This window comes from Sphingobacterium sp. T2, assembly GCF_000814685.1.
Classification (GTDB): Bacteria; Bacteroidota; Bacteroidia; order Sphingobacteriales; family Sphingobacteriaceae; genus Sphingobacterium; species Sphingobacterium thermophilum.
On sequence record NZ_JXAC01000156.1, the window covers coordinates 1 to 22,806 of the forward strand.

A 22,806-nucleotide genomic window follows, 5' to 3' on the forward strand; every position below is an offset into this window, starting at 1 on the left:
ACGTTGTTTCAAACGCTTCAACTTCGTTGCGTAATGATGGATCTTTTCGAACTCATCGTTATAAATGTAGCAACTGGGTTATGCAAATGTTAAGTTTTCATTTTATTCAAGCGAGAAACCTAAACGATGACTCTWAACCACCGTATAACGTTAGCAAAACGTTGTTTAGAATTAACTGCTGAAGGACCATATAAGAAAGCCTCATCAGTAAAGTTCATTGTATAACCTAAGTTTAATGCTACAACTTCAGAATAATTTAAATTTAGCACCAACGCCTACTGGAACATACATTCCTAGACGGTAGTCACGATCACCAACTTTTTCTCGGTCACCGAAAATCTCTTCACCCCAGTTACCTTTGTTGTTGTAAACAACTGTACCATCGAAGTTGCTACCTGAATATTGAACAGGGTTGAAAGCGAAGGCACCTAAACCTACTTTAGCGTAGAAGTTTACAGCATTTTCTCTTCTTAAGAAGTCGATAGTACCTAATTGGAATACACCGTTTAAGCTTGCTGCCCAGTTTACTGAAGTAACTGCAGATTTAGCATCGTCAGTTGGAGTTAAAGTAGTACCGAAACCAGAACCACCACCTGAACCTAATTCAGCACCTGCTAAATCGTGGTTATAAGTTTTGATTTTACCACGGTTACCTTCTAATTCTAAACCAAATAAGTGTGAGAACTGTTTACGGATAGTTAAACCGTAATATTCACCAACTTTATTTTGGAAATAACCTACTTTTTGACCGAAAGCGTTTTGACCTCCGATGATTACGTTAGGAGTAGTTATACCTCCTTGTAAACCGATTGACCAAGTTCTGTATTGAGAACGGCCACCAAATACCGTAGGAGTTTGAGCTTGCACCTCAGTATAACCTAAAGCGGCTACTAAAGAAGCTGCAATCGCTGTTTTTTTAATTGTAGAATAGTTCATACTCTTTTGTTTAAGGTTATTAAAATTTTTAATTGTTTTCTTCTTTAACATTACTTAACAATAATAATGCCAAAATGTTCTCATATTTGATTGCGACAAATATTTTTTCTTGTTGGCAAAATTCTTGGCGTAAAGCTAAACATTTGTTTATTATTTATCAAGAGTTAATACTAAATATTATAGGATAACTCCATAAAAATAAGGATAATGTAGACAGCGAGCCACAAGTATAGTTTTCCTACAGGATATAATGAATGATAGCTATGGAAATTCCTCCTAGCACGGCACTTACCGGAATGGTTAATATCCAAGCCCATAATAGACTTATTGTCACCCCCCATCGTACAGCGGATACGCGTTTTACTACCCCTACGCCTATGATAGCTCCTGTGATAGTGTGAGTCGTTGAAGCAGGAATTCCGAAATGCTCGGTTATACCTAATGTTACTGCTCCTGCGGTTTCGGCACTAACTCCTTCCAGAGGTGTTACCTTTGTGATCTTGCTTCCCATAGTTTTGACGATTTTCCATCCTCCGCTCATTGTTCCTGCTGCAATGGCTACATAGCACGACAGCGGAATCCATTCCGGCATATGGTCGCCCGGGGATACCGCACCTCCTGCGATCATAGCTACGAAGATGATTCCCATTACCTTTTGCGCGTCGTTACCTCCGTGAGCGAAGCTCAAGCTAGCCGATGATACCAGTTGAAGGATTTTAAACCATTTTTCTGCAACGCGTGGCTTGGCATTTCTGCATATATTAATGATGATTAAGGTAATAATAACGGAAATGGTCATACCTATGACCGGCGCCAAGACAATGAAAGAAATAATCTTTAAAGTAGCATTTACGTTTATTGCATCGAAAGGGTTTACCCCCAAGAACATAGCGTATGCCATCCCTGAACCGGCAAATCCTCCAATAAGGGTATGTGATGAGCTGGATGGTATGCCGTAGTACCATGTGAAGAGGTTCCACGAAATAGCGGCAACAAGTCCGGCAAAGATTACTTCCAATGTTATATATTCTTCCAGTACTGTTTTGGCGATGGTATTGGCAACTTTGTGGTCTGTAAAATAAAAGTATGCGGCAAAGTTGAAAAGTGCGGCCCAAAGCACAGCCATAGCTGGCGTCAATACCTTAGTGGACACAATTGTAGCGATGGAGTTGGCAGCATCATGAAATCCATTGATATAATCAAATGCGATAGCCAAAACGATAACTACAACTAATAATGTTGATATCATAATGTGTTTCTTGTTTTAAAGAGTCAGATTAAGCATTCTTAACAAGGATACTTTCTAATACGTTGGCTACATCCTCACATTTGTCTGTCGCATCTTCCATGGCTGACAAAACTTCCTTTTGTTTGATCAAAGAGATGGCATCTTTTTCATTTTCGAATAGATCTGCTACTGCTTTGTCAAAGATATAGTCTGCTTTGTTTTCGACACTGTTGATACGCACGCAAGAATCTGTGATGTTACGGATATTTTTCAGGTCCTTCAGTTCGTACATCGCTTTGGCGATATGTTCTGTCGCTTCTAGGATAAGGTCCGTAATTTCTATCATTGGTAAGGTTGCGCCTTCTAGTTTGTATAGTTCAATGCGACTAGAGGCGGTGTGGATAAAGTCGGCTACATCGTCTAGTGAGCTTGCCAAAGCGTGTATGTCTTCGCGGTCAAAAGGAGTGATGAAGTTGCGCCCTAACTCTAAGTGAATCTGGTGGGTGATGTTATCCCCGACATGTTCCAAATCTTCTAACTTTTTATATAAGGCAGTTCTTGTTTCCGGGTCTGAAGAATTTACACATTCTTTCAAGAGTTTGGCCATGTCGATAAGGTTGGTGCCGGCCTGTTCGAATAAAGGAAAGAACTTTTTGTCCTTAGGAACAAAATACTGAAAAATGCTATTCAATGACATATATGTATATTTTGGGCCTAAAATATGCTATTAATGTTAACTTAATGTTAAGTCTGGAATTTTTAGCTGGCTTTATACTTCTCCAAAGTGAAGCCGAAAGTTGTTCCTATTCCTTCTGTACTACGGACATGTACAGTCTGTTGATGTGCTTCTATGATATGTTTTACAATAGATAGCCCCAACCCGGACCCTCCAATGTCACGGGAGCGACTTCTATCCGTTCGGAAAAATCTTTCAAATACGCGCGGCAGCAGCTTTTCGTCTATACCTTGCCCGTTATCGGTCACCTCTACAAGAATCTGATCCAAAAGGTGATAGACATTAATTTTGGTTTTTCCTCCGTCAATTCCATATTTTATGGAGTTGTCGATAAGGTTAATGAGCACCTGCTGGATGCGCTGTCTGTCTGCCTTGACATATATCGGGGTATTACTTTTCAAGTCTGCAACAAGCTGAATATTCTGCTTTTTGGCTTTGTCTTCCAAGTGACTTACGGTCTCGAAGATAGCTCCGCTAAGTCAAATTTCTGCATGTTGATGGAGATCTGGCCTGTTTCCAGTTTGGTAATCTCATCTAGGTCGTTAATGAGAAAAGTTAGTCTGTCAATATTTTTGGCGGCTTTTTCTAAAAACTGTTGTGCCATCACGGGATCATCTTGCATCATGCCGTCTTGGAGGTTTTCTATATAACCTTGGATAGCAAAGAGAGGGGTTTTGAATTCGTGCGAAATATTGGAAAGAAACTCCCTTCGGTAAACCTCCTGTTTTTTCAGCTGTTCAATTTCTGAAGCTTTTTGTTTGGCCCAATCTCTTACCTCTTCTTCCGCATTTTTTATGGGGTTCGTCACTGCTGTGTTGTGCCAATACGATTTTCATGTCTTTACCAAGTTTGAGGCTTCGTATCAGCTTATACATGTTGCTGATTCGGTTTTGGATATATTGTTGAAGAACGTTATGCAAAAGGATGAAGGACACCACCAAAGCCACGAAGAACACTAAGGCCGTCTGTTGACCTTTGTGAGTGAAATAATATACCGTAAGGGCTATCGTAAGACTGAATACGCCCGAGATATAAAAGACAAGCAGTTTAAAGTTCATAAAAAAAGCTTCATTATATAATGAAGCTAATTTACTATAATAATGTTATGTTATTGTTAAAAGCGGGCGATAATTGTTTTTCCGCCAACTACTTTATCTCCAATATTGACAGCGACTTTCGTTCCTAGCGGAAGGAATATGTCCACACGCGAACCGAATTTGATAAAGCCGAATTCATCTCCTTGTCTTACCACGTCATTTTGTTTTACATACCATACGATTCGGCGGGCAAGAGCTCCGGCTATCTGACGGAATAGAACTTCCACGCCATCCTGTTTTTTTACGACCACTGTGGTCCTTTCGTTTAGGGTGGAAGATTTAGGGTGCCAAGCTACCAAAAATTTCCCCGGATGGTATTTGAAGTAAGAAACGACTCCAGACACAGGGTTTCTGTTTATGTGCACATTTGTTGGTGACATGAAAATAGATATCTGTAACCTTTTGTCGTTAAAATATTCGGTTTCTTCGGTTTCTTCTATAACGACGATTTTTCCATCCGCAGGACATAACACTGCGTTGTCGTCGATGTGGATGGTTCTCTTCGGCGAACGGAAAAATTGCACGATAGCAATAAACAAGAAAGCTGATAGCAGATATAAAAACCACTTAATGAATATGTTAGCGTCGAAATAATCTGCAACAGCATTAATAACAAAAATAAATAATACGACTAATGCAAGACTCGTATAACCTTCTTTATGAAATTTCATTAATAATCCTTTTATGCAAATATAGTCAACTGGAGCGAATATTCAGCTAGTAGCCTTTTTCTCTTTTCAGATTGAAGCCTGTCATGATGATCTCATCATCCTCCTGATGAAGAGTCAAGGTAATGGTTATGTTGTCTTTTATAGGCTCCTCGTCTAGCATGGATGGGATAAAGTAATTCATACTTTCAAAGATTTCTATTAATCTTCTTTTTTCTCTTGTATTAAGGTTTTGAGGTTCTTCCACGACTTTGGCGTCGATAGGCTCGCCATTTTTTCCGACGACATAAAGTACGGCTATTTGCATTTCCCGATGATTTCTTTCCAAGGGAAGGGATTCAATCAGGAAGGAGAACTTCTTCTTGGTATATTCTAGGAATCCTGAATAGTTGTCGAAGTTGCACTCATGCTTCTGTCCGACTTCGGCAAAGGGAAAATGTTCTGTGGGAATAAAAGAAAAATCATCTTCATCCAAATATTCTGTCACATAAGGTTCTTCGTAGTATACACTTTGCTGTTGCCCGTCTTTGAATCTTTCTACAAAGAGAAGGGCACCGGTTTCGTTTTCACGCCATTGGCCATGGGTAAACCACACACCGTGAGGCTTGCCGTTGGCAAGTTTGCCGGAGCGGCTGTACGATCTGAACCCTTGATCTGTATAACCTACTATGGGAGCTCTAATGACATATTCTCCGTTGCCATCGACAACTTTGTGTTCTCCTGCTCGGTTCCAATATTGTTGTATAGTGAAATTATGGAGTGTGTCGTAATATAACACCAGCATAGGTTTCCCATCCGGATAATAGTATTTCCATTGGCCGGAAGGAAAGTTGTTTTTATAGTCTACCTCCCATTTTAGTTGTCCGTTAGGGTGGTACGCTTTAAAAGTTCCTTCTTTCTTTCCGTTGAGATAGTGACCTTCCAGAATTAGTTTTCCCCAGCTGTTGAAGTCCTTGAAAGGACCGTCAAATTGGAGTTTTGCATCGTCAAATTGAGCAACTCTTTCAATAGATTTATATTGGCAGTTTTTGTCGACCAAATAATATTTATGGTCGAAGAAGAGCCTTATGTATCCATTTGCTGCCGGCTCCGCATAGCGGGTGGTTTGCGCCATGGCGTTGGAGCTGAACAGCAGCAGGACAAGCCATATAAATCTTTTGAGAGCTTCCATAATTTTAATGAGCTTCCAACCAGTTTTTGCCGATGCCTATTTCCACGACTATCGGAACACGCATAGGTATGGCTGTTGGCATCCGATGTAAGATAATATTTTTAAAGGCGTCGAGTTCTTTCTCCGGAATGTCGAAGACCAACTCGTCATGCACTTGCATGATCATCTTGCCTTTCAAACCTTGGTCTTCGATATCTTTTTGGATGTTTATCATCGCCACCTTAATCATATCGGCTGCAGAACCTTGGATAGGGGCATTGATGGCATTTCGCTCGGCAAATCCTCTTACGGTCATGTTGGCGGAGTTGATGTCGCGCAGATAACGTCGTCGTTTGAGAATAGTTTCTACGTAGCCGTTTTCTTTGGCGGTTTCTACCACTTTAGACATGTACTGCTTGATACCTTTGTACTGATTGAAATATTGTTCGATGATATCTGCAGCTTCTTTGCGCGGTATGCCGAGGCTTTGTGATAGACCAAATGCGGACTGTCCATAGATGATGCCGAAGTTTACCGCCTTTGCATTACGTCTTTGGTCTGCCGTAACCTGGTCTATGTCCACACCATACACTTTGGCGGCCGTAGCACGGTGGATGTCTTGCCCAAGAGCGAAAGCTTCCAGCATGTGTTCGTCCTGGCTTAGCTCAGCCATGATGCGTAATTCTATCTGCGAGTAGTCGGCAGAAAGGATAATATTTTCTTCTTCACGCGGAATAAAGGCCTTACGTACTTCTCTTCCTTTTTCCGTACGAATAGGGATATTTTGCAGATTCGGATTTGTAGAGCTCAGACGTCCTGTGGCGGCCACAGCTTGGTTGTAGGAAGTGTGTATAAGTCCGGTATTCGGGTTTATCAAGGTTGGGAGAGCATCTACATACGTGGACTTCAACTTTTGATATTGACGAAAATCGAGGATGTCTTGTACAATGTCCGACTTATGGGCTAAGGCGGATAAGACGTCTTCTCCTGTTTTATACTGACCGGTTTTTGTTTTTTTCGCTTTAGGGTCTAACTGTAGTTTGTCAAACAGCACTTCCCCCCAATTGTTTTGGTGAAGCTATGTTGAACTTTATACCTGCCTTTTCGTAGATGCGGTTCTCGAGCTCCGCAATATCCTGTTGTAGAGATTGGGAGAATATGTGGAGCGTGTCGACATCTATTTTTACACCGTTTCTTTCCATCTGCGCCAATGTATACACCAATGGAAACTCTACCTTTTCAGCCAATTCTTTGGTAAAGGTGCTCTCCAGTAGTGGAACAAACTTTTCATAAAGCTGCCACGTGATGTCGGCATCCTCTGCGGCATATTCTTTTATTTTGTCGATGTCCACATCTTTCATGTTTCCTTGGTTTTTGCCTTTGCTGCCAATAAGTTCGGTGATAGATACCGGTGTATAATTGAGGTATGTCTCAGCCAAGATGTCCATGCCGTGGCGGGTATCCGGATCTATAAGGTAGTGTGCCAACATGGTGTCGAAGATCTGTCCTCTGACATGTATATCGTATTTGGAAAGCAGAAGGATATCGTATTTTAGATTCTGACCTACTTTTTTTATGCTTTCATTCTCAAAAATAGGTTTGAGGATGTTTAAAATCTCTAGGGCACCACTCCTGTCCTGCGGGGTAGGGATATAATATGCTTTTGCTTTCTCATAACAGAAAGAAAGGCCGACGATATCTGCCGTGAGCGCCTCCAAACCTGTGGCTTCGGTGTCAAAGCAGAACACAGTCTGTGTTTTTAGCTCCTCAGCAAAGGCTTTGACGGCCTCGATGTGGTCCAAAAGGATATATTCGTGCGGCGTGTTATGGATGTTGTTAGCGCCAGCAGCAGCTGTTGTGGAGGATATTTCTGCTGGTTGTGATATTTCTGCCGGTGAGGCAAAGAGGTCCATCTGTGCAGAATTCGGTTTCGATGTGTCGAGCACAGAAAAGTCGTCGCCAAATACCCGTTTTCCCAAGGTTCTGAATTCCAGCTCGGCAAAAAGAGGTTCTAACACTTCGCGATTCGGCTCTGATAGTTTGAGCTTTTCTTCATCCAGCTCGACAGGCACATCCAGAAGGATGGTAGCCAGCTTTTTAGAGATTAGCCCCTGCTCGGCATGTTGATGACATTTTCTTTGAGCTTTCCTTTTAGCTTATCGGCATTGGCAATCAGGTTTTCTATAGAGCCGAATTCTTGGATCAGCTTTTTAGCAGTCTTTTCTCCGATCCCAGGAATGCCGGGGATGTTGTCTACAGCATCTCCCCAAAGCCCAAGAATGTCAATGACCTGCGATACATCGCTGATTTCCCATTTTTCTAGGATTTCAGCAACACCTAACGTTTCGGCGCCATTACCCATTCTGGCAGGCTTATAAATAAAAATGTTCTCAGACACTAGTTGTCCGAAGTCTTTGTCCGGCGTCATACAGTAGACGGTAAAGCCTTCTTTTTCGGCTTTCTTGGCCAACGTGCCGATGATGTCGTCGGCCTCATAACCATCTTTGGTGATCAGTGGAATATTAAATCCTTCGATAAGTCTATATATATAGGGAATGGATTTGGCTAAATCTTCAGGCATCTCTTCACGATGCGCTTTATAGGATTCGAACTCTATATGTCTGTTTGTCGGTGCTGCGGTGTCAAAAACTACAGCCATATGTGTAGGCTGTTGGTTTTTAAGAACTTCAAGAAGAGTATTCGTGAAGCCCATAATAGCCCCTGTGTTCAGACCATAAGAAGTCAGTCTTGGCACCTTGCTCAGTGCAAAGTAGGCTCTGTATATTAGAGCCATTCCATCCAGAAGAAATAGTTTTTTCACTATAAATTAATTTAAGTCTCTTTACAAAGGTAATAAAATCGATAAGCCATATATTAACAATTTTTGCGACTTTTGTATAAACGGTCGTAACAGAATACATACAATAAGGCAATTTATATATGAGAGGATTAGTCGTAAAGTCTACAGGTAGTTGGTATCAGGTGTTAGGCGAGGATCAGCACATGTATGATTGCCGTATTAAAGGAAAGTTCAGGATAAAAGGAATAAAGACGACCAATCCTATCGCTGTGGGCGACTGGGTGCAGTTTGAGATAGAGTCCTCTCAGGACACAGCAGTGATTACGGCCCTGGAGCCTCGCAAGAATTATATCATCCGTAAATCCGTAAACCTGTCCAAGCAAACACAAATTATAGGAGCAAATCTGGATCAGGCTATCTTGGTGGTGACCTTGGCTTCGCCGCCAACCTCTCTGGGATTTATCGACAGGTTTTTGGTGACGGCGGAGGCGTATGATGTACCGGCAGTTTTGGTGTTCAACAAGCTGGACCTTTTTAGCGAGGAAGGGTTGGAAATCCTTGAAGAATATAAGTCTATGTACGAAAGTATAGGCTATCCTTGCTATGCTGTGTCTGCGGCCGAAGGAACCAATATAGATCAGAATCAAAGCACTTCTCAAAGATAAGGTAACCTTGGTGTCGGGCCATTCCGGAGTAGGGAAGTCTACTCTCATTAATGCTATTGTGCCGGAAGCCAATCTCAAAACCGGCGATATCTCCAACTGGTCGGATAAGGGCAAGCATACGACGACCTTTGCCGAGATGATTCATCTCCCTTTCGGAGGTAAACTGATAGACACTCCCGGCATACGCGAATTGGGTATAGTGAATATAGAAAAGCAGGAACTCTGTCACTTTTTCCCGGAGATGAGGGCCCGCCTCAACCAATGTAAGTTCAATAACTGTGTACATATCAACGAGCCCGGATGTGTAGTGATAGAGGCGGTGGAAGAAGGGCTTATTTCGCCGACACGATATGACAGCTATGTAAGCATGTACTATAACGAAGATAACCGAAATTAAAGCATAAAATTATTCCAATATGAACAAAGTGCTTAGTTTATTGTTTTATAATTCAATAAATTAAGCTTATGCGACCAATATGGAAATGGATCATTGGCGGAGTGCTTCTTAGTATTCTTGTGCTAGTGGGAGTAATATGGTACTATAGTCACAACTGGAAGCCTATCGTTGAGGCCAAACTTAAAGAGGTGGTCCATTATTCAACTAATGGTCTTTATACTTTGCAATATGAAGACTTGGATCTGAATATAGGTTTAGGAAATGCTACTCTCTCAAATGCCGAGCTTATTCCCGATTCGGCTGTATACCGCAGGATGGTAGAGGCCCAGGAGGCTCCAAACAATCGTTATCACATAAAGATCAAAAAGCTGAGAGTTAGAAATTTCAGTTTGCTGGATGCTTTGTCCAAAAAGAAGCTCAATATACGCACCATACTTCTCGAAGAACCATCGCTGCATTTGATAAGTGAATACCACTCTTTTAATGACACCATTCGGGATAAGTCGCGTAAGACACTTTACGAAAGTATTAAGAATATCTTTACGGCAGTGAATGTGAGGGATATCCATATGGATAATATAAAGTTCAGATATACAAAATATGAAGCGGGAAACCGTAGTGTCATGAATCTGGAAAAGGCCAAGGTCAGCGTGCATGACGTATTGATAGATGAAACATCTTTAGAAGATACAAGCAGGCTTTACTATACAAAAATGGTGCTGGTCGAAATTCCGGGTTTTGAATACGACTTGCCCGACGGCTTTTATAAGGCAAAATTCAAAGGACTGAAGATAAATACGCGCGAGCAGAATGTACTTTTTACCGATGTGGAGTATAGGCCTAGGATGAATAAAGCCACTTTCTATAAGTTGAAGAAGCAAAATGTGACGATGGCGGTCTTGAAGTTTGACACGTTGCGCGTGGAACATTTGGACTTTAAGGAACTTATCGACAACCAGAAGACCCTTGCGGCGAAGGTACAGTTGAAAAATGGCGCTGTGGACTTGTCTGCAGATAAGCGCTATCCCAAATATCCGGCAGTAAAAATAGGACATTCCCCTCATCAGAAGCTCATGAAGATGACAAAACTCCTGCGACTGGACACGGTGGTGGTTGACAACGTTTCGGTGACGTATCATGAGATGAGCGGCAAATATTTTAGAGAGGGATCAATCAGTTTTAACCATGCTACAGGGGTGCTGACCAATGTGACGAACGACACGATGGCCTTAAAAAAGGACCGCTTTATGCGAGCAGATCTGAAAGCAAGAATCATGAATACAGGATCTCTGCATGCTAAATTTGGTTTTGATATGCTAAGCCCCACGGGCTATCATACCTATAGTGGCACTCTCGGTCCTATGCAGGCTACTGCCTTCGACAGAATCCTACGGCCTCTGTTGAATGTGGAAATTACCTCGGGAAATATAAAGCATATCGCTTTCAATATGGAAGGTACCGATAGAAAAAACTGGGGAGAGTTTCGTTTTGACTATGACAATCTGAAAATAAATATCCTCAACAAAGTAGACGAAAAGGGCACACAATCCTCAAAGAAAGTAGTTTCTTATCTTATAAATCATATTCTGATAAACGACAGCAACCCTGATGACAAAGGTGAATATCATATAGGTAAGGTAAACTATGCCCGCGTTCCGGAGCATACTTTCTTCAAAACACTCTGGCAAAGTCTGCTGGAAGGCATCAAGCAATGTACGGGAATAAGTAAGGAGCGTGAGGCCAAACTGATGGGATTGGCAGATACAGGCAAAGATGTGGTGGATAAGGGAAAAGATATCGTCGAAGGAGCAAAAGATGTAACCAAGAAAACGGGAAATTTTATTAAAGGTTTGTTTAAGAAAAAAGATAATTCTAAAGAGGATTCGAAAAACTAATTGCTTATAAGCAAACTATATTGCTATGTTTGTACTATGGATTCCATAGCGAGCTTTTTAAAATTTTTGTTTCGCTACCGCAAGGGGATAGTGGATAGAATTATGTTTTATGTGAGCATGATATGTGCGTTGACAGTCATAGCTCATGTAGCTATATCACCGATCCTGTCATGGCAGGATACACCAAAAGAGCAATCTACTGCATGTTCTATGGAGTTTCTCTGCTGGAAGTTTTACGCACAGGCTCATATCTCTACGCCAGCCGGAAAATCAATGTTTCTCAATATTCAGGCTTAGCAGTAGTAGCCATTCTCTTTTTGATTATTCTTGCGCGGTTGAGCTCCAGTCCATGGCTAGACTACTTCGCTCGTGACGAATGGATGTATTTCGGTATAGGTGTGATATTTCTCTCGGAATTATCCAAGAGCACTCTTTTCTTCGACAACTTCTACTTCAACCCTACAATTTTATTTGTTATAAGCTTCATCGGACTGATTCTGGTGGGCACATTGCTGTTGATGTTACCACGTACATCTTTGGTTGCGCCATTAGGCTTTGTGGATGCACTATTTATGTCTACCAGTGCGGTATGTATCACGGGACTCACGGTGACCGATATATCGACCAATTTTTCCTTATTCGGCCAAACAGTGATTTTGATATTGATGCAGGTGGGAGGGTTAGGTATTATGACCTTCACCGGCTTCTTTGGCTATTTCTTTTCCGGAGGATTCTCTTATAAGAATCAGCTGATGTTTGGGGAGATTTTGGGGCAGAATAAGCTTAACTCGGTTATCAATACATTGCTGACCATTATTTCCATCACATTGCTTTTCGAATTGATAGGGGCGGCATTCATCTTTTTTTCGGTGAAAGAAAGCCTCTTTGATAACGTGGGGGAAAGGGTCTTCTTTTCCATATTTCATTCGGTATCTTCTTTTTGTAATGCTGGATTTACTACTATGAGTGGCGGTATTAGCAATGAAGCTTTCCGCTTTAACTATTCTTTCCAGATGGTTTTGGCTTTCATCTTCATCCTTGGAGGAATGGGCTTCGGTACTGTGTACAATTTTTATACTTATATAAGGACGCAGGTGCAAGGACTTATCAAAGCGGTGATTCAGAAGAAACATTTTGTGCATAAGGCACAGTCCTTTTCTTTCAATACCAAGTTTATTGTCTTATGTAACGTGGTCGTCATGGTGTTGGCTACGATATCCTACTATCTGATGGAGCAGAGGCACTCGCTGATGCAAGAAGGCAACTCTTGGAGAATGGATAACAGCCTTTTTTATGGCTAATTCTTCACGTTCGCCGGGATTCAACAGTGTGGACATAAATATGGTTAGTGTGCCTTCGTTGATTATGATTACTACGCTGATGTGGATAGGTGTGGCTCCTGGCTCAACAGGAGGAGGGGTGAAGGTGACGACTGTAGCCTTGGCTTCATGAATATCATTGCTTTGGCGCGTGGTAAGGATTCTATAGAAATATTTAGAAGGAAGATTGCTGCAGAATCTGTAAATAAAGACTTTTGCCATTATAGTACTGTCAGTGTTGGCTATCACATTCTCTTTCATTCTTTTGAATGTTACCGATCCGCAGATAGAAATGATTCCTTTGCTTTTTGAATCCATTTCGGCGTATGCTACCTGTGGTTTAAGTATGGGGGTGACGCCTCTGTTAAGCCCTGCAGGTAAGTTTATTCTGATTTTTACGATGTTTGTGGGAAGGGTTGGTATGCTGACATTGTTGGTAGCTTTCATTAAAAACACAAAAAACAAGAGTTATATTTACCCAACGGAGAAGCTTCTTTTCTGATTATAATAAGGATATTCGATGAAGTATATAGTATTAGGATTAGGGCACTTCGGCCGCTCCTTGGCCATACATCTTACAGAGCTAGGCCATGAGGTTATCGCCGCCGACAAAAATATCCAGATTGTGGAGCAGCTGAAAGATAAAATTACCCATACGGTGTGTCTGGATACGACCGACCGTGAGGCGGTAAGCTCCTTGCCACTGAAAGACTGTGATGCCTTGGTGGTGGCTATAGGGGAAGACGAAGGGGCATCCTTGATGACCGCTGCTCTGGTGAAACAGCTGGGCGTAAAAAGAATTATAGGCCGTGTGGTTTCTGACCTTCAAAAGACGGTGATGGAAGCTATGCAGATGGACGAATATATCATGCCGGAAGAGGAGGCTGCTGAAAGGCTTGCCATGCGGCTGGACAACATTGACATCGTAGACTCCTTTAAGGTATCAGACAGATATAGTATTATAGAGACTAAGGTGCCTAACAAATATGTGGGTATGACCTTGAGAGAGGCTGACCTGACAAACAGATACAAAGTTATAGTGCTGACGACTATCACGGGTCAGAATGGTGGAGATAAGGAAGCTACAGGTATCGCTAAGTCGGATACTGTTTTGAGGGAAAATGATTTGCTTGTGCTGTTCGGTCAACTTTCGGACATCAAAAAGTTGATCGAAAAGGGAAACTAATTCCATAATGCCTTGTAAAATATTGAAAGCAATTCTATATTTTTGGGACATTATCAAAAATAACCGCTAAACAATTCATGAAAAACTGGTTTAAGGAGAATTCCTCACACTTAATTGTTATTGCTATATTCTTTGTACTGGTATTTTTCTATTTCTCACCAGTATGGCAAGGTAAGGTACTTTCACAACACGACGTTGTGCAGGCCATGGGAAGCCAGAAAGAGCTTTTCGACTACAAAGAAAAAGATGGACATGCGCCCAACTGGACAAACTCCATGTTTGGAGGTATGCCTACCTATCAGATATGGTATGAACACGCTACGAACGTAGGGACATACATCAGTAAAGCTATAAAGACTGTATTCCCTTCTCCGGCAGATATCATTTTGACTTATCTTTTGGGAGCCTACTTTCTTCTTTGTGTGTTAAGACTTAAACCATGGTTGGCCGCGGCAGGCGCCATCGCTATAACATTTTCGTCCTACAACTTCATCTATATAGAGGCAGGACATGTGAACAAGGCTTATGCCATAGCTTATTTAGCGCCGATTATAGGTGCGGTAATCATGTGCTATAGAGGTAATAGGCTGTGGGGAGGACTTTTACTAGCCTTATTTTTGGCGTTGGAAATACGTACCAACCACGTACAGATGACTTATTACCTTTTCCTAGCGCTTTTAGTATATGTAGGGGTAGAGCTCTACTATGCTATACGTGAGAAGAAGATTGCGGATTTTGTTAAGAATTCTGCTGTACAGCTTGGGGCAGTAATTCTGGCGGTAGCGGTAAATGCCACCGTGCTATTTCCTACCTATGAATACAGCAAGCTGACAACTCGTGGTAAAGCTAACCTTACAAAGACAGAAGATGGCAAATCCACCGCAGGGTTGGATAAGGAATATGCATACGCTTGGAGCCAAGGGGTAGGAGAAAACCTGACCTTCATCATCCCTAATGCTTATGGCGGCAAGTCGCAAGGCGTATTGGATGAAAAGTCTCATGTGGCGAAGTTTTTCACTAATCTGGGAGCTCCTCAAGATCAAGCCGTGATGTACGCCCAGAGCCTTCCAACATATTGGGGAGAGAAGTCGTTTACTTCTGGACCTTGGTATTTTGGTGTAGGCATAGTGGCACTTTTCATTTTAGGCTTGTTTGTGGTTAGAGGAAAGTTGAAGTGGTGGATTCTGTGGGCTACCATCCTAACCATATTGCTGTCGTTTGGTAAACATTTCCCATTAGTATCCGATTTGTTCTTCGACTATTTTCCGATGTACAATAAGTTCAGAGCGGTAGAATCTATTTTGATCATTCCATCCATCCTGATTCCTTTATTGGCCGCATTAGCGATACATGAGATTATTACTCGTAAAGAGGAAATTGTGGATTTAGATAAAAAGGTGCTTTACAGCTTTGGTGTTGTGGGGGTCCTGTGTCTAATCGTGGCCTTAATGCCTAATATATTAAGTTTCCGCATTGCCGATCATCAGAACTTTGTGGCCATGTTGTCGCAACAGTTAGGGGATGCTAACTTAGCTAGTCAGTTGGCTGATGCTCTGATCAAAGATAGGGCCTCTTTAGCATCATCGGATGCATGGCGTTCGTTCTTTATCTTAGTGCTGATCTTTGCATTTGTGTGGGCCTTCCTGAAAAGAAAGACTAATGCTACCGTGCTTATTGTGGCTGTAGGAGCTATAACATTAATAGATCTTTGGTCTGTAGATAAAAGATATCTAAATAACGATGCGTTCGTAGATAAGAGTGTCTTGAAAAATCCTATTGTGGAGCGTGAGGTAGATCAATTGATAAAGCTGGATAAAGATCTTAGCTACCGCGTGTTGGATTTGACGACCAATCCATTCTCGGATGCTAGAACTTCATACTTCCATAAGAGTCTAGGCGGCTACCATGCTGCAAAGCTGATGCGCTTCCAAGAAATTTTGGAACACCAGTTTAATGGTGCAATCAATGAGGATGTGTTGGATATGTTCAACGTTCGTTACCTTATCACAAAGGATCCTCAGAATAATGTAGAAAGCATACAAAGAAGATCAACTGCTGCCGGCAACGCTTGGTTTGTGGACAAAGTGACCTTCGTGAAGGATAATGACGAAGAGATGATGGCAATAAACAGCTTTGATCCTTCCAAAGAGGCTTTCGTACATCAAGAATTCAAAAGCAAAATCGACGAGAAGCGATTAGGTCTTGCCAACAACGCTTCCATAAAGCTTACTTCATATCATCCGGATAAGTTGGAATACGAATACACTGCGCCGAATGATGTCTTTGCTGTGTTCTCGGAAGTGTATTACGATAAAGGTTGGAAAGCATATGTAGATGGCGAAGAGGTGCCTATCCTTCGTGCTAACTATATCTTGCGTGCATTGCAATTGCCGGGAGGAAATCACAAAGTAGAGTTTGTGTTTGAACCTACGACAGTGAAGGTCAGCAATGCAGTTTCCCTAGCCGGTTCCATCGTACTGGTATTGGGCTTGTTAGGTGGAATTTTCGTTTCCTCAAGAAAAAAGAAAACCACAAAATAATTGATTAAAAAGGCTTCTCATCGAGAAGCCTTTTTATTTAGAATAATGTCAGTTGCGGTCTGCTTACCGTAAAAGTTTTTCTATGATGTGGAGTCATGCCAAATTCAAGCACGGCATTTCGATGTTTCACTGTGGGATAACCTTTGTTAGAGGCCCAATCGTACACAGGAAATTCTTTACTCAGCTCAAGCATATATTCATCTCTATATGTCTTTGCCAGAATGGAGGCAGCTGCTATGGAGAGGTATTTCCCATCACCTTTGATTATACATTGGTGAGGAAGGTTTTTGTATGGGATGAAGCGGTTTCCGTCTATAATCAAAAATTCAGGGGCCACCTTCAGCTGGTCTAGGGCTAAATGCATGGCCTTGTAAGAGGCATTGTGAATGTTGATGGCGTCAATCTCTTGTGGGCTGACAGAAGTGACAGCGTAGGCTAAGGCATCCCTTTCGATGATCGGGCGTAGTTCCATACGCTTCTTCTCGGACAGCTTCTTGGAATCGTTAAGCAGCGGGTGGAAATAGTCTTTGGGGAAAATCACGGCTGCAGCAAAAACAGGTCCCGCAAGGCATCCTCTGCCGGCTTCATCGCATCCCGCTTCCAACAAATCCTCTTGAAAATAAGATAATAACATGTGGTCGTGTTCTGTAACTTCTCTGTGATAAGTAAAAAAAATACCCTTATTCTGCCAAGTAATTGCTTTTTTTGTGTTTCGTTTAAACAATTACTGACATTGCAAGTCTAATATACTGTGTAAAAATAAGTATAAACTTAAACTTATGATAAAACATATCCTCCTTAGTTTAATGTTATGCTTGCCTTTTTCATTGTTTGCACAGAAAAGTAAGAAAAAGGTGAACTATACATTTTCACGGCTTGAGCAGGTGGCAGTGGACGGCAATGTGGAAGAATGGGAAAACCATCTGAACGCCTTGGAAGACCTTTGGTCTTTCGGTGTTGCTGAACGAAATAATGTTTTGTTTGTTGCTATAGTGATAAAAGATATACAACTTCAACGAGAGGCACTTTCGGGAGGAATATTTGTTAACATAAGCTATAACGACAAAAGGAAGGATGGCGCCCGTTTATATTTTCCCTATTGGGATAGAGAGCGCAAAAAGGCGTTGTCAGCCAGTGAAGAACTGAGGCAGACCGAAAATTTCGAGCAGGCCTTGTTAGAGAAAGTCAACGGCTATTACTTGCAAGGATTTGGAAGGGTAAGAGATGGCCTTTTGGCATTAGACAATGACTATGGCATTCGTGCGACGACGCTGGTCGACAGCAATAAAAATTTGGTTTATGAGGCGCGAATACCGTTGGAACTTGTGGGGCTGAAGTCTGATGTCGTCGCGGTACAGGTTGGCGTAAGAACCCAATACGCGATGATGAAGAAGGCTATGGAAAGCTCAAACCGGCCTACAAACGGAGGATATGGGTACGGCTATCCCGTGATGGGAGGACCGTCCTTGAAAAATCCATATAAGGCAGAAACTGAAATTTGGATTGTAGATAAAGTAGAAAAGAGTAACTAAGAATATTATGAGAGTTTATAGCGCATTATTAGCTGTATTTTTTATGGTTGTAGGGTTTAATACCCATGCTCAGAGCCCCAAAGTGGTTCAGGGATTATTAAGAGACTCCTTGTCTAGGGTTGTTTCCGGTGCTACTGTCGAATTTATCGATGGCAAAGATACCTTGAAAACCGGAGCATCAGTCGGAGGAGTTTTTACTTTTAACAATGTTAAATCCGACAAGTTCAAACTTAGAGTAGTGAGCTTGGGCTTTGAACCTTTCGAGCAGGAATATACCTTCCGACAGGGGAGTCTAGATTCATGGTTCCTACGATAGTACTTAACCCTATTTCTAACCTTATTGAGGAAGTAGTGGTTAATGGTGTCATTACCGTGCAGGTAAAAGGCGATACGGTAGAATATGCTATGAAGGACCTTAAGTTGAGAGATGGTTCTGTAGCTGAGGATGCCTTGAAAAAGCTACAAGGAGTAGAAGTAGACAAAGACGGTAATGTGACAGCCCAAGGAGAGCAGGTAACACGTGTACGTATCAACGGTAAAGATTTCTTCGGTGGTGATGTGAAAACAGCCACACAAAACCTGCCAGCCAATATTATCGAAAAAATTCAAATCGTGGATGATTTCGGTGATATGGCTAATATTACTGGAAATAGAAGCGGAGAGTCAACAAAAGTCTTGAATATCCAAATAGATCCGGAATACAATAAAGGATATATGACTACCATACGTGTAGGCGGTGGTACGGAAGAACGTTACCAAGCTACCGGCATGTGGATGGGCTTGAATAACAATTCACAGGTAGCAGTATTGGGTAACCTGAACAATATGAATGCTCCGTTATTTGACTTCAATGCTATGGGAGGTGGTGCCCGTGGTCGTCAAGGTGGTGGAGGTCGTTCTGGTGGAGGTATGTTTGGTGGTTCTGAAGGTATTACTACTACCGGTTCTATCGGAGTAAATATCCGTCACGACTTTTCCGATAAGCTGAAAGTGTACGGCTCTTACTCTTACGGAAGAGACGACAACAATACGATTTCGGAATCTTTTGCCAACTACTTGGCTCAAAATATGACGGAAGAGTCTAACAAGAATAATGGAAATATTAGAGCCAATCACCGTTTTGAAGGTAACTTGGAGTGGAATATCACCCCTCGTGACTATATCAAATTTTCACCACAATTAGGTTTTGATAATAACTCTGCTGACAACTTCAGCAATACACTCCAATATATCGATCAAACTTTCAGTAACTTGCAGCAGCAGCGTACAATCTCGGACGTTACCGCTCCGCGTTATAATTTTTCCGGCTTGTATAACCGTAAGCTAAATGACAAAGGAAGAAACTTATTCTTCAACTTCAACTACGACAATGCGGTGAGCGAAACGGAATTCAACCAAGAGTTGGAGCGTTGGCTGACAGACCCTAACAATCAAAATCTTACTGAAGCCGATATTATTGAAAAAACAAGACGTGAAGTAGAAAACAGAAGCTGGAATGCAGGTGCTTCTGTGTCGTATACCGAACCGCTATCGGAAAAAGGTAAGTTGGAAATCACATATGACTTCAATAACAATGATTACGATAATAGCAATTCACAGAAACTATTGGAGTCCAAAGGTAGCACTGCAGGAAATATCCTGAACTATGACTACGACTATGACTATGCCTTTACAACACACCGTGTAGGCGCAAGCTATAGATACGAAGGCGAGAAATTCAAATACTCGTTGGGTGCTTCGGTGCAGCCTTCAGTATTGAAGGGAGATGCTTCGAACGGATCAGTGACAGAAATTATCGACCGCAAAAACTTTAACTTCATCCCTATCGCTAGATTTGAATATAAGTTCTCAAGACAGTCGAATATTACTTTACAATATTCTGGAAGATCGTCAGAACCTTCGGTATCGCAAATTCTGCCTTTTGAGGTGGCTACTAGCGAAACATACAAAACCTTAGGAAATCCAGATCTAGATCCAGAGTTCAGACATTCGATGAGCTTAAGATACCGCTCGGGAGACTTCCAAAAAGGTACTAACTTCTTCGCGATGTTAAGAGCTGAGGTTACAAACGATAAAATCGTTTCATATAATAAAATAACGACCCAACCGGGGTTAGGATCTGTCCAAGAGGTAGGATATGCCAATGAGGATGAAGGTGTTTACTCTATCAACTCTTTCTATCATTTCAGCAGATCATTTAAGGAGAAAACGTACAACATTATGTATGGTGGTGGCGTTTCCTTCAACAAGGGAATCTCTTACCAAAGCTCTGATTTTACCAATTTTGAATTCAAGAAGAATATTAACAACAATACCAGCATCAACCAGATGTTGTTCTTCCGATACAATCCTTCGGAAAACTTAGAAATCAATCCGGGGGTGCGTTTCAACTATACGATCACAAAATCGTCGTTGATAGATTTGTCCAACCGCAATACTTCTAAGATTACGCCTAACTTGATCGGTTCGGTGAATATTACACCAACTACTATCTTTGGATTAGATGTATCAAAGGAGTTCAACCACGGTTATACATCGAATGTTAATCCATTCATAATCAATACTTATATTGAACAAAAGCTGTTGAAAGATCGTCGTGGAACACTTAGATTGCAAGGGTTTGACTTGTTGAATGAACAAACAAACATCAACCGAACAGTGTCGGAAATCCTAACAGATAGCCGTACCAACCGGTTGGCAAGATACTTCATGTTGACATTTACCTTCAAACTGCAGAAGTTCTCCGGTATCAATCCATTCCAAGACCAGAGAGGTCCTGGAGGTATGCGTCACCCACGAATGTAATCCAACAAATTATAAATGAAACGGTTGTATTTCGATACAGCCGGTTTTTTGTTTTTTATTACGTAGCTTTGCTCTCAATTTCAACAAAAAAATTAAAATGAAAGAATACAATCTTATCCGGTTGGATAATGGTATTAGAATATTACTGCATTACCAGAACTCTCCCATCACCCATACTTGTTTAGTGGTCAATGCTGGTTCGAGGGATGAAAAGGTGGGAAAATATGGTGTTGCACATTTTATCGAACACTTATTATTTAAACGTACGGAACGCCGTTCCACGAATCAGATTTTACGTCGTCTGGAACAGGTGGGAGGGGACCTTAATGCCTATACGACAAAAGAATATACCTGTATCCATGCCTCTTTCCTAAATCCTTACCTAGAGAGGGCTATGGACCTTTTTGAAGATGTACTTTTCCATTCCACCTTTCCACAGAATGAGATGGAAAAGGAAAAGGGTGTGATTTTGGACGAAATGGCTTCCTATCTGGATAGTCCGGAAGAGTCCATCATGGATGACTTTGAGGATCTGCTTTTCAAGGGAACGGGCTTGGGTCATAATATTCTTGGGACGGAGAAAGACCTATTGGGACTCCAAAGGAGCGATATAGAGGATTTTATGAAAGGCAATTACGATACCGAGGAGATTGTGATTGCTATAGCTGGAAACTATACCTTGGCTCAGGTGGAACGTATGGCTAATAGAATTTTCGGCCGTATAGCTCCTAATAAACGAGGAAACAAAGAGCGTCTGACGCTGGAGAACGAAGGTCAACATGTGGTGGTGAAAAAACCTATCAACCAAGCTCATTATATCTTGGGGATAAAAACTTTCGGGATTTATGATGAGCGGAAGACGGCTATGTTGCTGCTGAATAATATGCTTGGTGGTTTCGGGATGAGTTCCATTCTGAATTTGGGTATACGAGAAAAATATGGCATAGCTTATACCATAGAATCCAACTTTACCATGTACTCGGATATAGGTCATTTCAACATATATCTCGGAACGGATGAAGAAAAGCTTAAAAAGGCTGTTTCCTTAGTGTATAAGGAGCTAAGTAAGCTGAGGGATAAGCCTATCTCGGAGTATCACCTTAAGCTTGCAAAACAGAAGTTCAAAGGACAGATAGCTTTGGCCGAAGAGGGAAGAATGAGCATGATCATTGCGGAAGCTAAAAACATTATTGATTATGGAGAGGTGGTATCATTGCAACAGGTTTTCGATTAAGATTGATGCCGTGTCTTCAGAGCATATCTTGGAGCTTGCCAACCTCTTTTTTGACGAAACGAAGCTGACCTCACTAAGCTTCATTCCGGAGAAATAGCATTTCATCAATATTGTTATATTTGCCCAAGATATCTTGAATACAAGATAGACACAATAACCTTTTAATAGTAGAAAATAAGTCTTTATGAAAACAGCTTACATTTTCCCGGGACAGGGAGCGCAATTCGTTGGAATGGGGCAGGACCTGTACAACCTTAATGAAGAAACAAAAGCTTTGTTCGAAAAAGCAAACGATATTTTGGGTTTTCGAATTACCGATATCATGTTTAATGGTACGGAGGAAGACCTTAAACAAACGAAAGTTACGCAGCCCGCAATTTTCTTGCATTCGGTGGTTTTAGCAAAGGCATTAGGGGATAAATTCCAGCCCTCGATGGTGGCGGGACATTCCTTGGGTGAGTTTTCTGCCTTGGTAGCTGCCGGTAGCTTTGTCTTTCGAAGATGGCTTGAAGCTTGTTGCTCAGCGTGCGAATGCTATGCAGAAGGCTTGTGAATTGCAGCCTTCCACTATGGCAATACTAGGTTTGGATGATGAACCGTAGAAAAGGTTTGTGCACA

Annotated in this window: 17 protein-coding genes and 4 pseudogenes; 11 read left to right on the forward strand and 10 right to left on the reverse strand. The window is 41.6% G+C overall.

Annotation, left to right across the window (positions count from 1 at the left end):
* Nucleotides 1-246: 246 nt before the first annotated feature.
* The 9 genes and pseudogenes from SD31_RS10285 to polA all read right to left on the reverse strand — a co-directional run bounded on the left by SD31_RS10285 (nucleotide 247) and on the right by polA (nucleotide 8,636).
* The gene (locus SD31_RS10285) at nucleotides 247-987 is read right to left on the reverse strand and encodes a hypothetical protein (RefSeq protein WP_231561446.1); all 741 of its coding nucleotides are present in this window, start codon (nucleotides 985-987) and stop codon (nucleotides 247-249) included.
* Between the two features lie 187 nt (nucleotides 988-1,174).
* Nucleotides 1,175-2,185 (reverse strand): inorganic phosphate transporter, encoded by a 1,011-nt coding sequence (locus tag SD31_RS10290; RefSeq protein WP_039054057.1) that lies wholly within the window; start codon nucleotides 2,183-2,185, stop codon nucleotides 1,175-1,177.
* A gap of 28 nt (nucleotides 2,186-2,213) precedes the next feature.
* Nucleotides 2,214-2,861, reverse strand: a complete 648-nt coding sequence (locus SD31_RS10295; RefSeq protein ID WP_039054058.1) for a DUF47 domain-containing protein — start codon at nucleotides 2,859-2,861, stop codon at nucleotides 2,214-2,216.
* 62 nt (nucleotides 2,862-2,923) lie between these two features.
* Nucleotides 2,924-3,346: a sensor histidine kinase gene (locus tag SD31_RS19105; RefSeq protein WP_231561448.1), complete on the reverse strand. Its 423-nt coding sequence runs from the start codon at nucleotides 3,344-3,346 to the stop codon at nucleotides 2,924-2,926.
* 5 nt (nucleotides 3,347-3,351) lie between these two features.
* Complete coding sequence (locus tag SD31_RS19110; RefSeq protein ID WP_231561450.1) at nucleotides 3,352-3,708, reverse strand: sensor histidine kinase; 357 nt, start codon at nucleotides 3,706-3,708, stop codon at nucleotides 3,352-3,354.
* The gene (locus SD31_RS19115; protein WP_231561451.1) at nucleotides 3,638-3,958 is read right to left on the reverse strand and encodes a hypothetical protein; all 321 of its coding nucleotides are present in this window, start codon (nucleotides 3,956-3,958) and stop codon (nucleotides 3,638-3,640) included. Before SD31_RS19115 ends, SD31_RS19110 begins: the two co-directional genes overlap by 71 nt.
* Nucleotides 3,959-4,014: 56 nt before the next feature.
* Nucleotides 4,015-4,668, reverse strand: a complete 654-nt coding sequence (locus SD31_RS10305) for a phosphatidylserine decarboxylase family protein (protein ID WP_039054059.1) — start codon at nucleotides 4,666-4,668, stop codon at nucleotides 4,015-4,017.
* 46 nt (nucleotides 4,669-4,714) lie between these two features.
* Nucleotides 4,715-5,836: a toxin-antitoxin system YwqK family antitoxin gene (locus SD31_RS10310; protein ID WP_039054060.1), complete on the reverse strand. Its 1,122-nt coding sequence runs from the start codon at nucleotides 5,834-5,836 to the stop codon at nucleotides 4,715-4,717.
* Nucleotides 5,837-5,840: 4 nt separating this feature from the next.
* Nucleotides 5,841-8,636, reverse strand: a pseudogene (gene polA, locus SD31_RS15425) (DNA polymerase I).
* A gap of 119 nt (nucleotides 8,637-8,755) precedes the next feature.
* Between polA and rsgA the strand changes: the two are divergent.
* The 6 genes and pseudogenes from rsgA to SD31_RS10350 all read left to right on the forward strand — a co-directional run bounded on the left by rsgA (nucleotide 8,756) and on the right by SD31_RS10350 (nucleotide 16,617).
* Nucleotides 8,756-9,677: pseudogene (rsgA, locus tag SD31_RS10330) on the forward strand (ribosome small subunit-dependent GTPase A).
* A 68-nt stretch (nucleotides 9,678-9,745) separates the two neighbouring features.
* A complete protein-coding gene (locus SD31_RS10335; RefSeq protein ID WP_039054064.1) occupies nucleotides 9,746-11,572 on the forward strand; it encodes a hypothetical protein in 1,827 nt (608 codons plus the stop codon).
* A gap of 122 nt (nucleotides 11,573-11,694) precedes the next feature.
* Nucleotides 11,695-12,873: a potassium transporter TrkG gene (locus SD31_RS20260; RefSeq protein WP_262506618.1), complete on the forward strand. Its 1,179-nt coding sequence runs from the start codon at nucleotides 11,695-11,697 to the stop codon at nucleotides 12,871-12,873.
* A pseudogene (locus SD31_RS20265) lies at nucleotides 12,866-13,393 on the forward strand (potassium transporter TrkG). Before SD31_RS20260 ends, SD31_RS20265 begins: the two are co-directional and overlap by 8 nt.
* 18 nt (nucleotides 13,394-13,411) lie before the next feature.
* Entirely contained in the window at nucleotides 13,412-14,077 is a 666-nt protein-coding gene (locus SD31_RS10345) for a potassium channel family protein (RefSeq protein WP_039054065.1), read from the forward strand.
* A 77-nt stretch (nucleotides 14,078-14,154) separates the two neighbouring features.
* On the forward strand, nucleotides 14,155-16,617 hold the full coding sequence (locus SD31_RS10350; RefSeq protein WP_039054066.1) for a YfhO family protein: 2,463 nt from the start codon (nucleotides 14,155-14,157) through the stop codon (nucleotides 16,615-16,617).
* A gap of 37 nt (nucleotides 16,618-16,654) precedes the next feature.
* On the opposite strand, the gene SD31_RS10355 is transcribed toward SD31_RS10350, so the two are convergent.
* Nucleotides 16,655-17,251, reverse strand: coding sequence for a ribonuclease HII (locus SD31_RS10355; protein ID WP_039054068.1), 597 nt, complete (start codon nucleotides 17,249-17,251; stop codon nucleotides 16,655-16,657).
* A 220-nt stretch (nucleotides 17,252-17,471) separates the two neighbouring features.
* On the opposite strand from SD31_RS10355, the gene SD31_RS10360 reads away from it, so the two are divergent.
* The 5 genes and pseudogenes from SD31_RS10360 to SD31_RS10375 all read left to right on the forward strand — a co-directional run.
* The gene (locus tag SD31_RS10360; protein WP_156138312.1) at nucleotides 17,472-18,149 is read left to right on the forward strand and encodes a hypothetical protein; all 678 of its coding nucleotides are present in this window, start codon (nucleotides 17,472-17,474) and stop codon (nucleotides 18,147-18,149) included.
* A gap of 7 nt (nucleotides 18,150-18,156) precedes the next feature.
* Nucleotides 18,157-18,465, forward strand: coding sequence for a carboxypeptidase-like regulatory domain-containing protein (locus SD31_RS16670; protein ID WP_156138313.1), 309 nt, complete (start codon nucleotides 18,157-18,159; stop codon nucleotides 18,463-18,465).
* Nucleotides 18,450-20,954: an outer membrane beta-barrel protein gene (locus SD31_RS10365; protein WP_156138314.1), complete on the forward strand. Its 2,505-nt coding sequence runs from the start codon at nucleotides 18,450-18,452 to the stop codon at nucleotides 20,952-20,954. Before SD31_RS16670 ends, SD31_RS10365 begins: the two co-directional genes overlap by 16 nt.
* Before the next feature lie 97 nt (nucleotides 20,955-21,051).
* Nucleotides 21,052-22,188, forward strand: coding sequence for a pitrilysin family protein (locus tag SD31_RS10370; RefSeq protein WP_316929849.1), 1,137 nt, complete (start codon nucleotides 21,052-21,054; stop codon nucleotides 22,186-22,188).
* Between the two features lie 184 nt (nucleotides 22,189-22,372).
* A pseudogene (locus SD31_RS10375) lies at nucleotides 22,373-22,806 on the forward strand (ACP S-malonyltransferase); the annotation flags it as partial.

Excerpts from the sequence above, each read along its gene's own strand:
- SD31_RS10285 (WP_231561446.1), bottom strand. The coding sequence starts at position 987 with ATGTTAAAGAAGAAAACAATTAAAAATTTTAATAACCTTAAACAAAAG.
- SD31_RS10290 (WP_039054057.1), bottom strand. The coding sequence starts at position 2,185 with ATGATATCAACATTATTAGTTGTAGTTATCGTTTTGGCTATCGCATTT.
- SD31_RS10295 (WP_039054058.1), bottom strand. The coding sequence starts at position 2,861 with ATGTCATTGAATAGCATTTTTCAGTATTTTGTTCCTAAGGACAAAAAG.
- SD31_RS19115 (WP_231561451.1), bottom strand. The coding sequence starts at position 3,958 with ATGAACTTTAAACTGCTTGTCTTTTATATCTCGGGCGTATTCAGTCTT.
- SD31_RS10305 (WP_039054059.1), bottom strand. The coding sequence starts at position 4,668 with ATGAAATTTCATAAAGAAGGTTATACGAGTCTTGCATTAGTCGTATTA.
- SD31_RS10310 (WP_039054060.1), bottom strand. The coding sequence starts at position 5,836 with ATGGAAGCTCTCAAAAGATTTATATGGCTTGTCCTGCTGCTGTTCAGC.
- SD31_RS10335 (WP_039054064.1), top strand. The coding sequence starts at position 9,746 with ATGCGACCAATATGGAAATGGATCATTGGCGGAGTGCTTCTTAGTATT.
- SD31_RS20260 (WP_262506618.1), top strand. The coding sequence starts at position 11,695 with ATGTGCGTTGACAGTCATAGCTCATGTAGCTATATCACCGATCCTGTC.
- SD31_RS10345 (WP_039054065.1), top strand. The coding sequence starts at position 13,412 with ATGAAGTATATAGTATTAGGATTAGGGCACTTCGGCCGCTCCTTGGCC.
- SD31_RS10350 (WP_039054066.1), top strand. The coding sequence starts at position 14,155 with ATGAAAAACTGGTTTAAGGAGAATTCCTCACACTTAATTGTTATTGCT.
- SD31_RS10355 (WP_039054068.1), bottom strand. The coding sequence starts at position 17,251 with ATGTTATTATCTTATTTTCAAGAGGATTTGTTGGAAGCGGGATGCGAT.
- SD31_RS16670 (WP_156138313.1), top strand. The coding sequence starts at position 18,157 with ATGAGAGTTTATAGCGCATTATTAGCTGTATTTTTTATGGTTGTAGGG.
- SD31_RS10365 (WP_156138314.1), top strand. The coding sequence starts at position 18,450 with ATGGTTCCTACGATAGTACTTAACCCTATTTCTAACCTTATTGAGGAA.
- SD31_RS10370 (WP_316929849.1), top strand. The coding sequence starts at position 21,052 with ATGAAAGAATACAATCTTATCCGGTTGGATAATGGTATTAGAATATTA.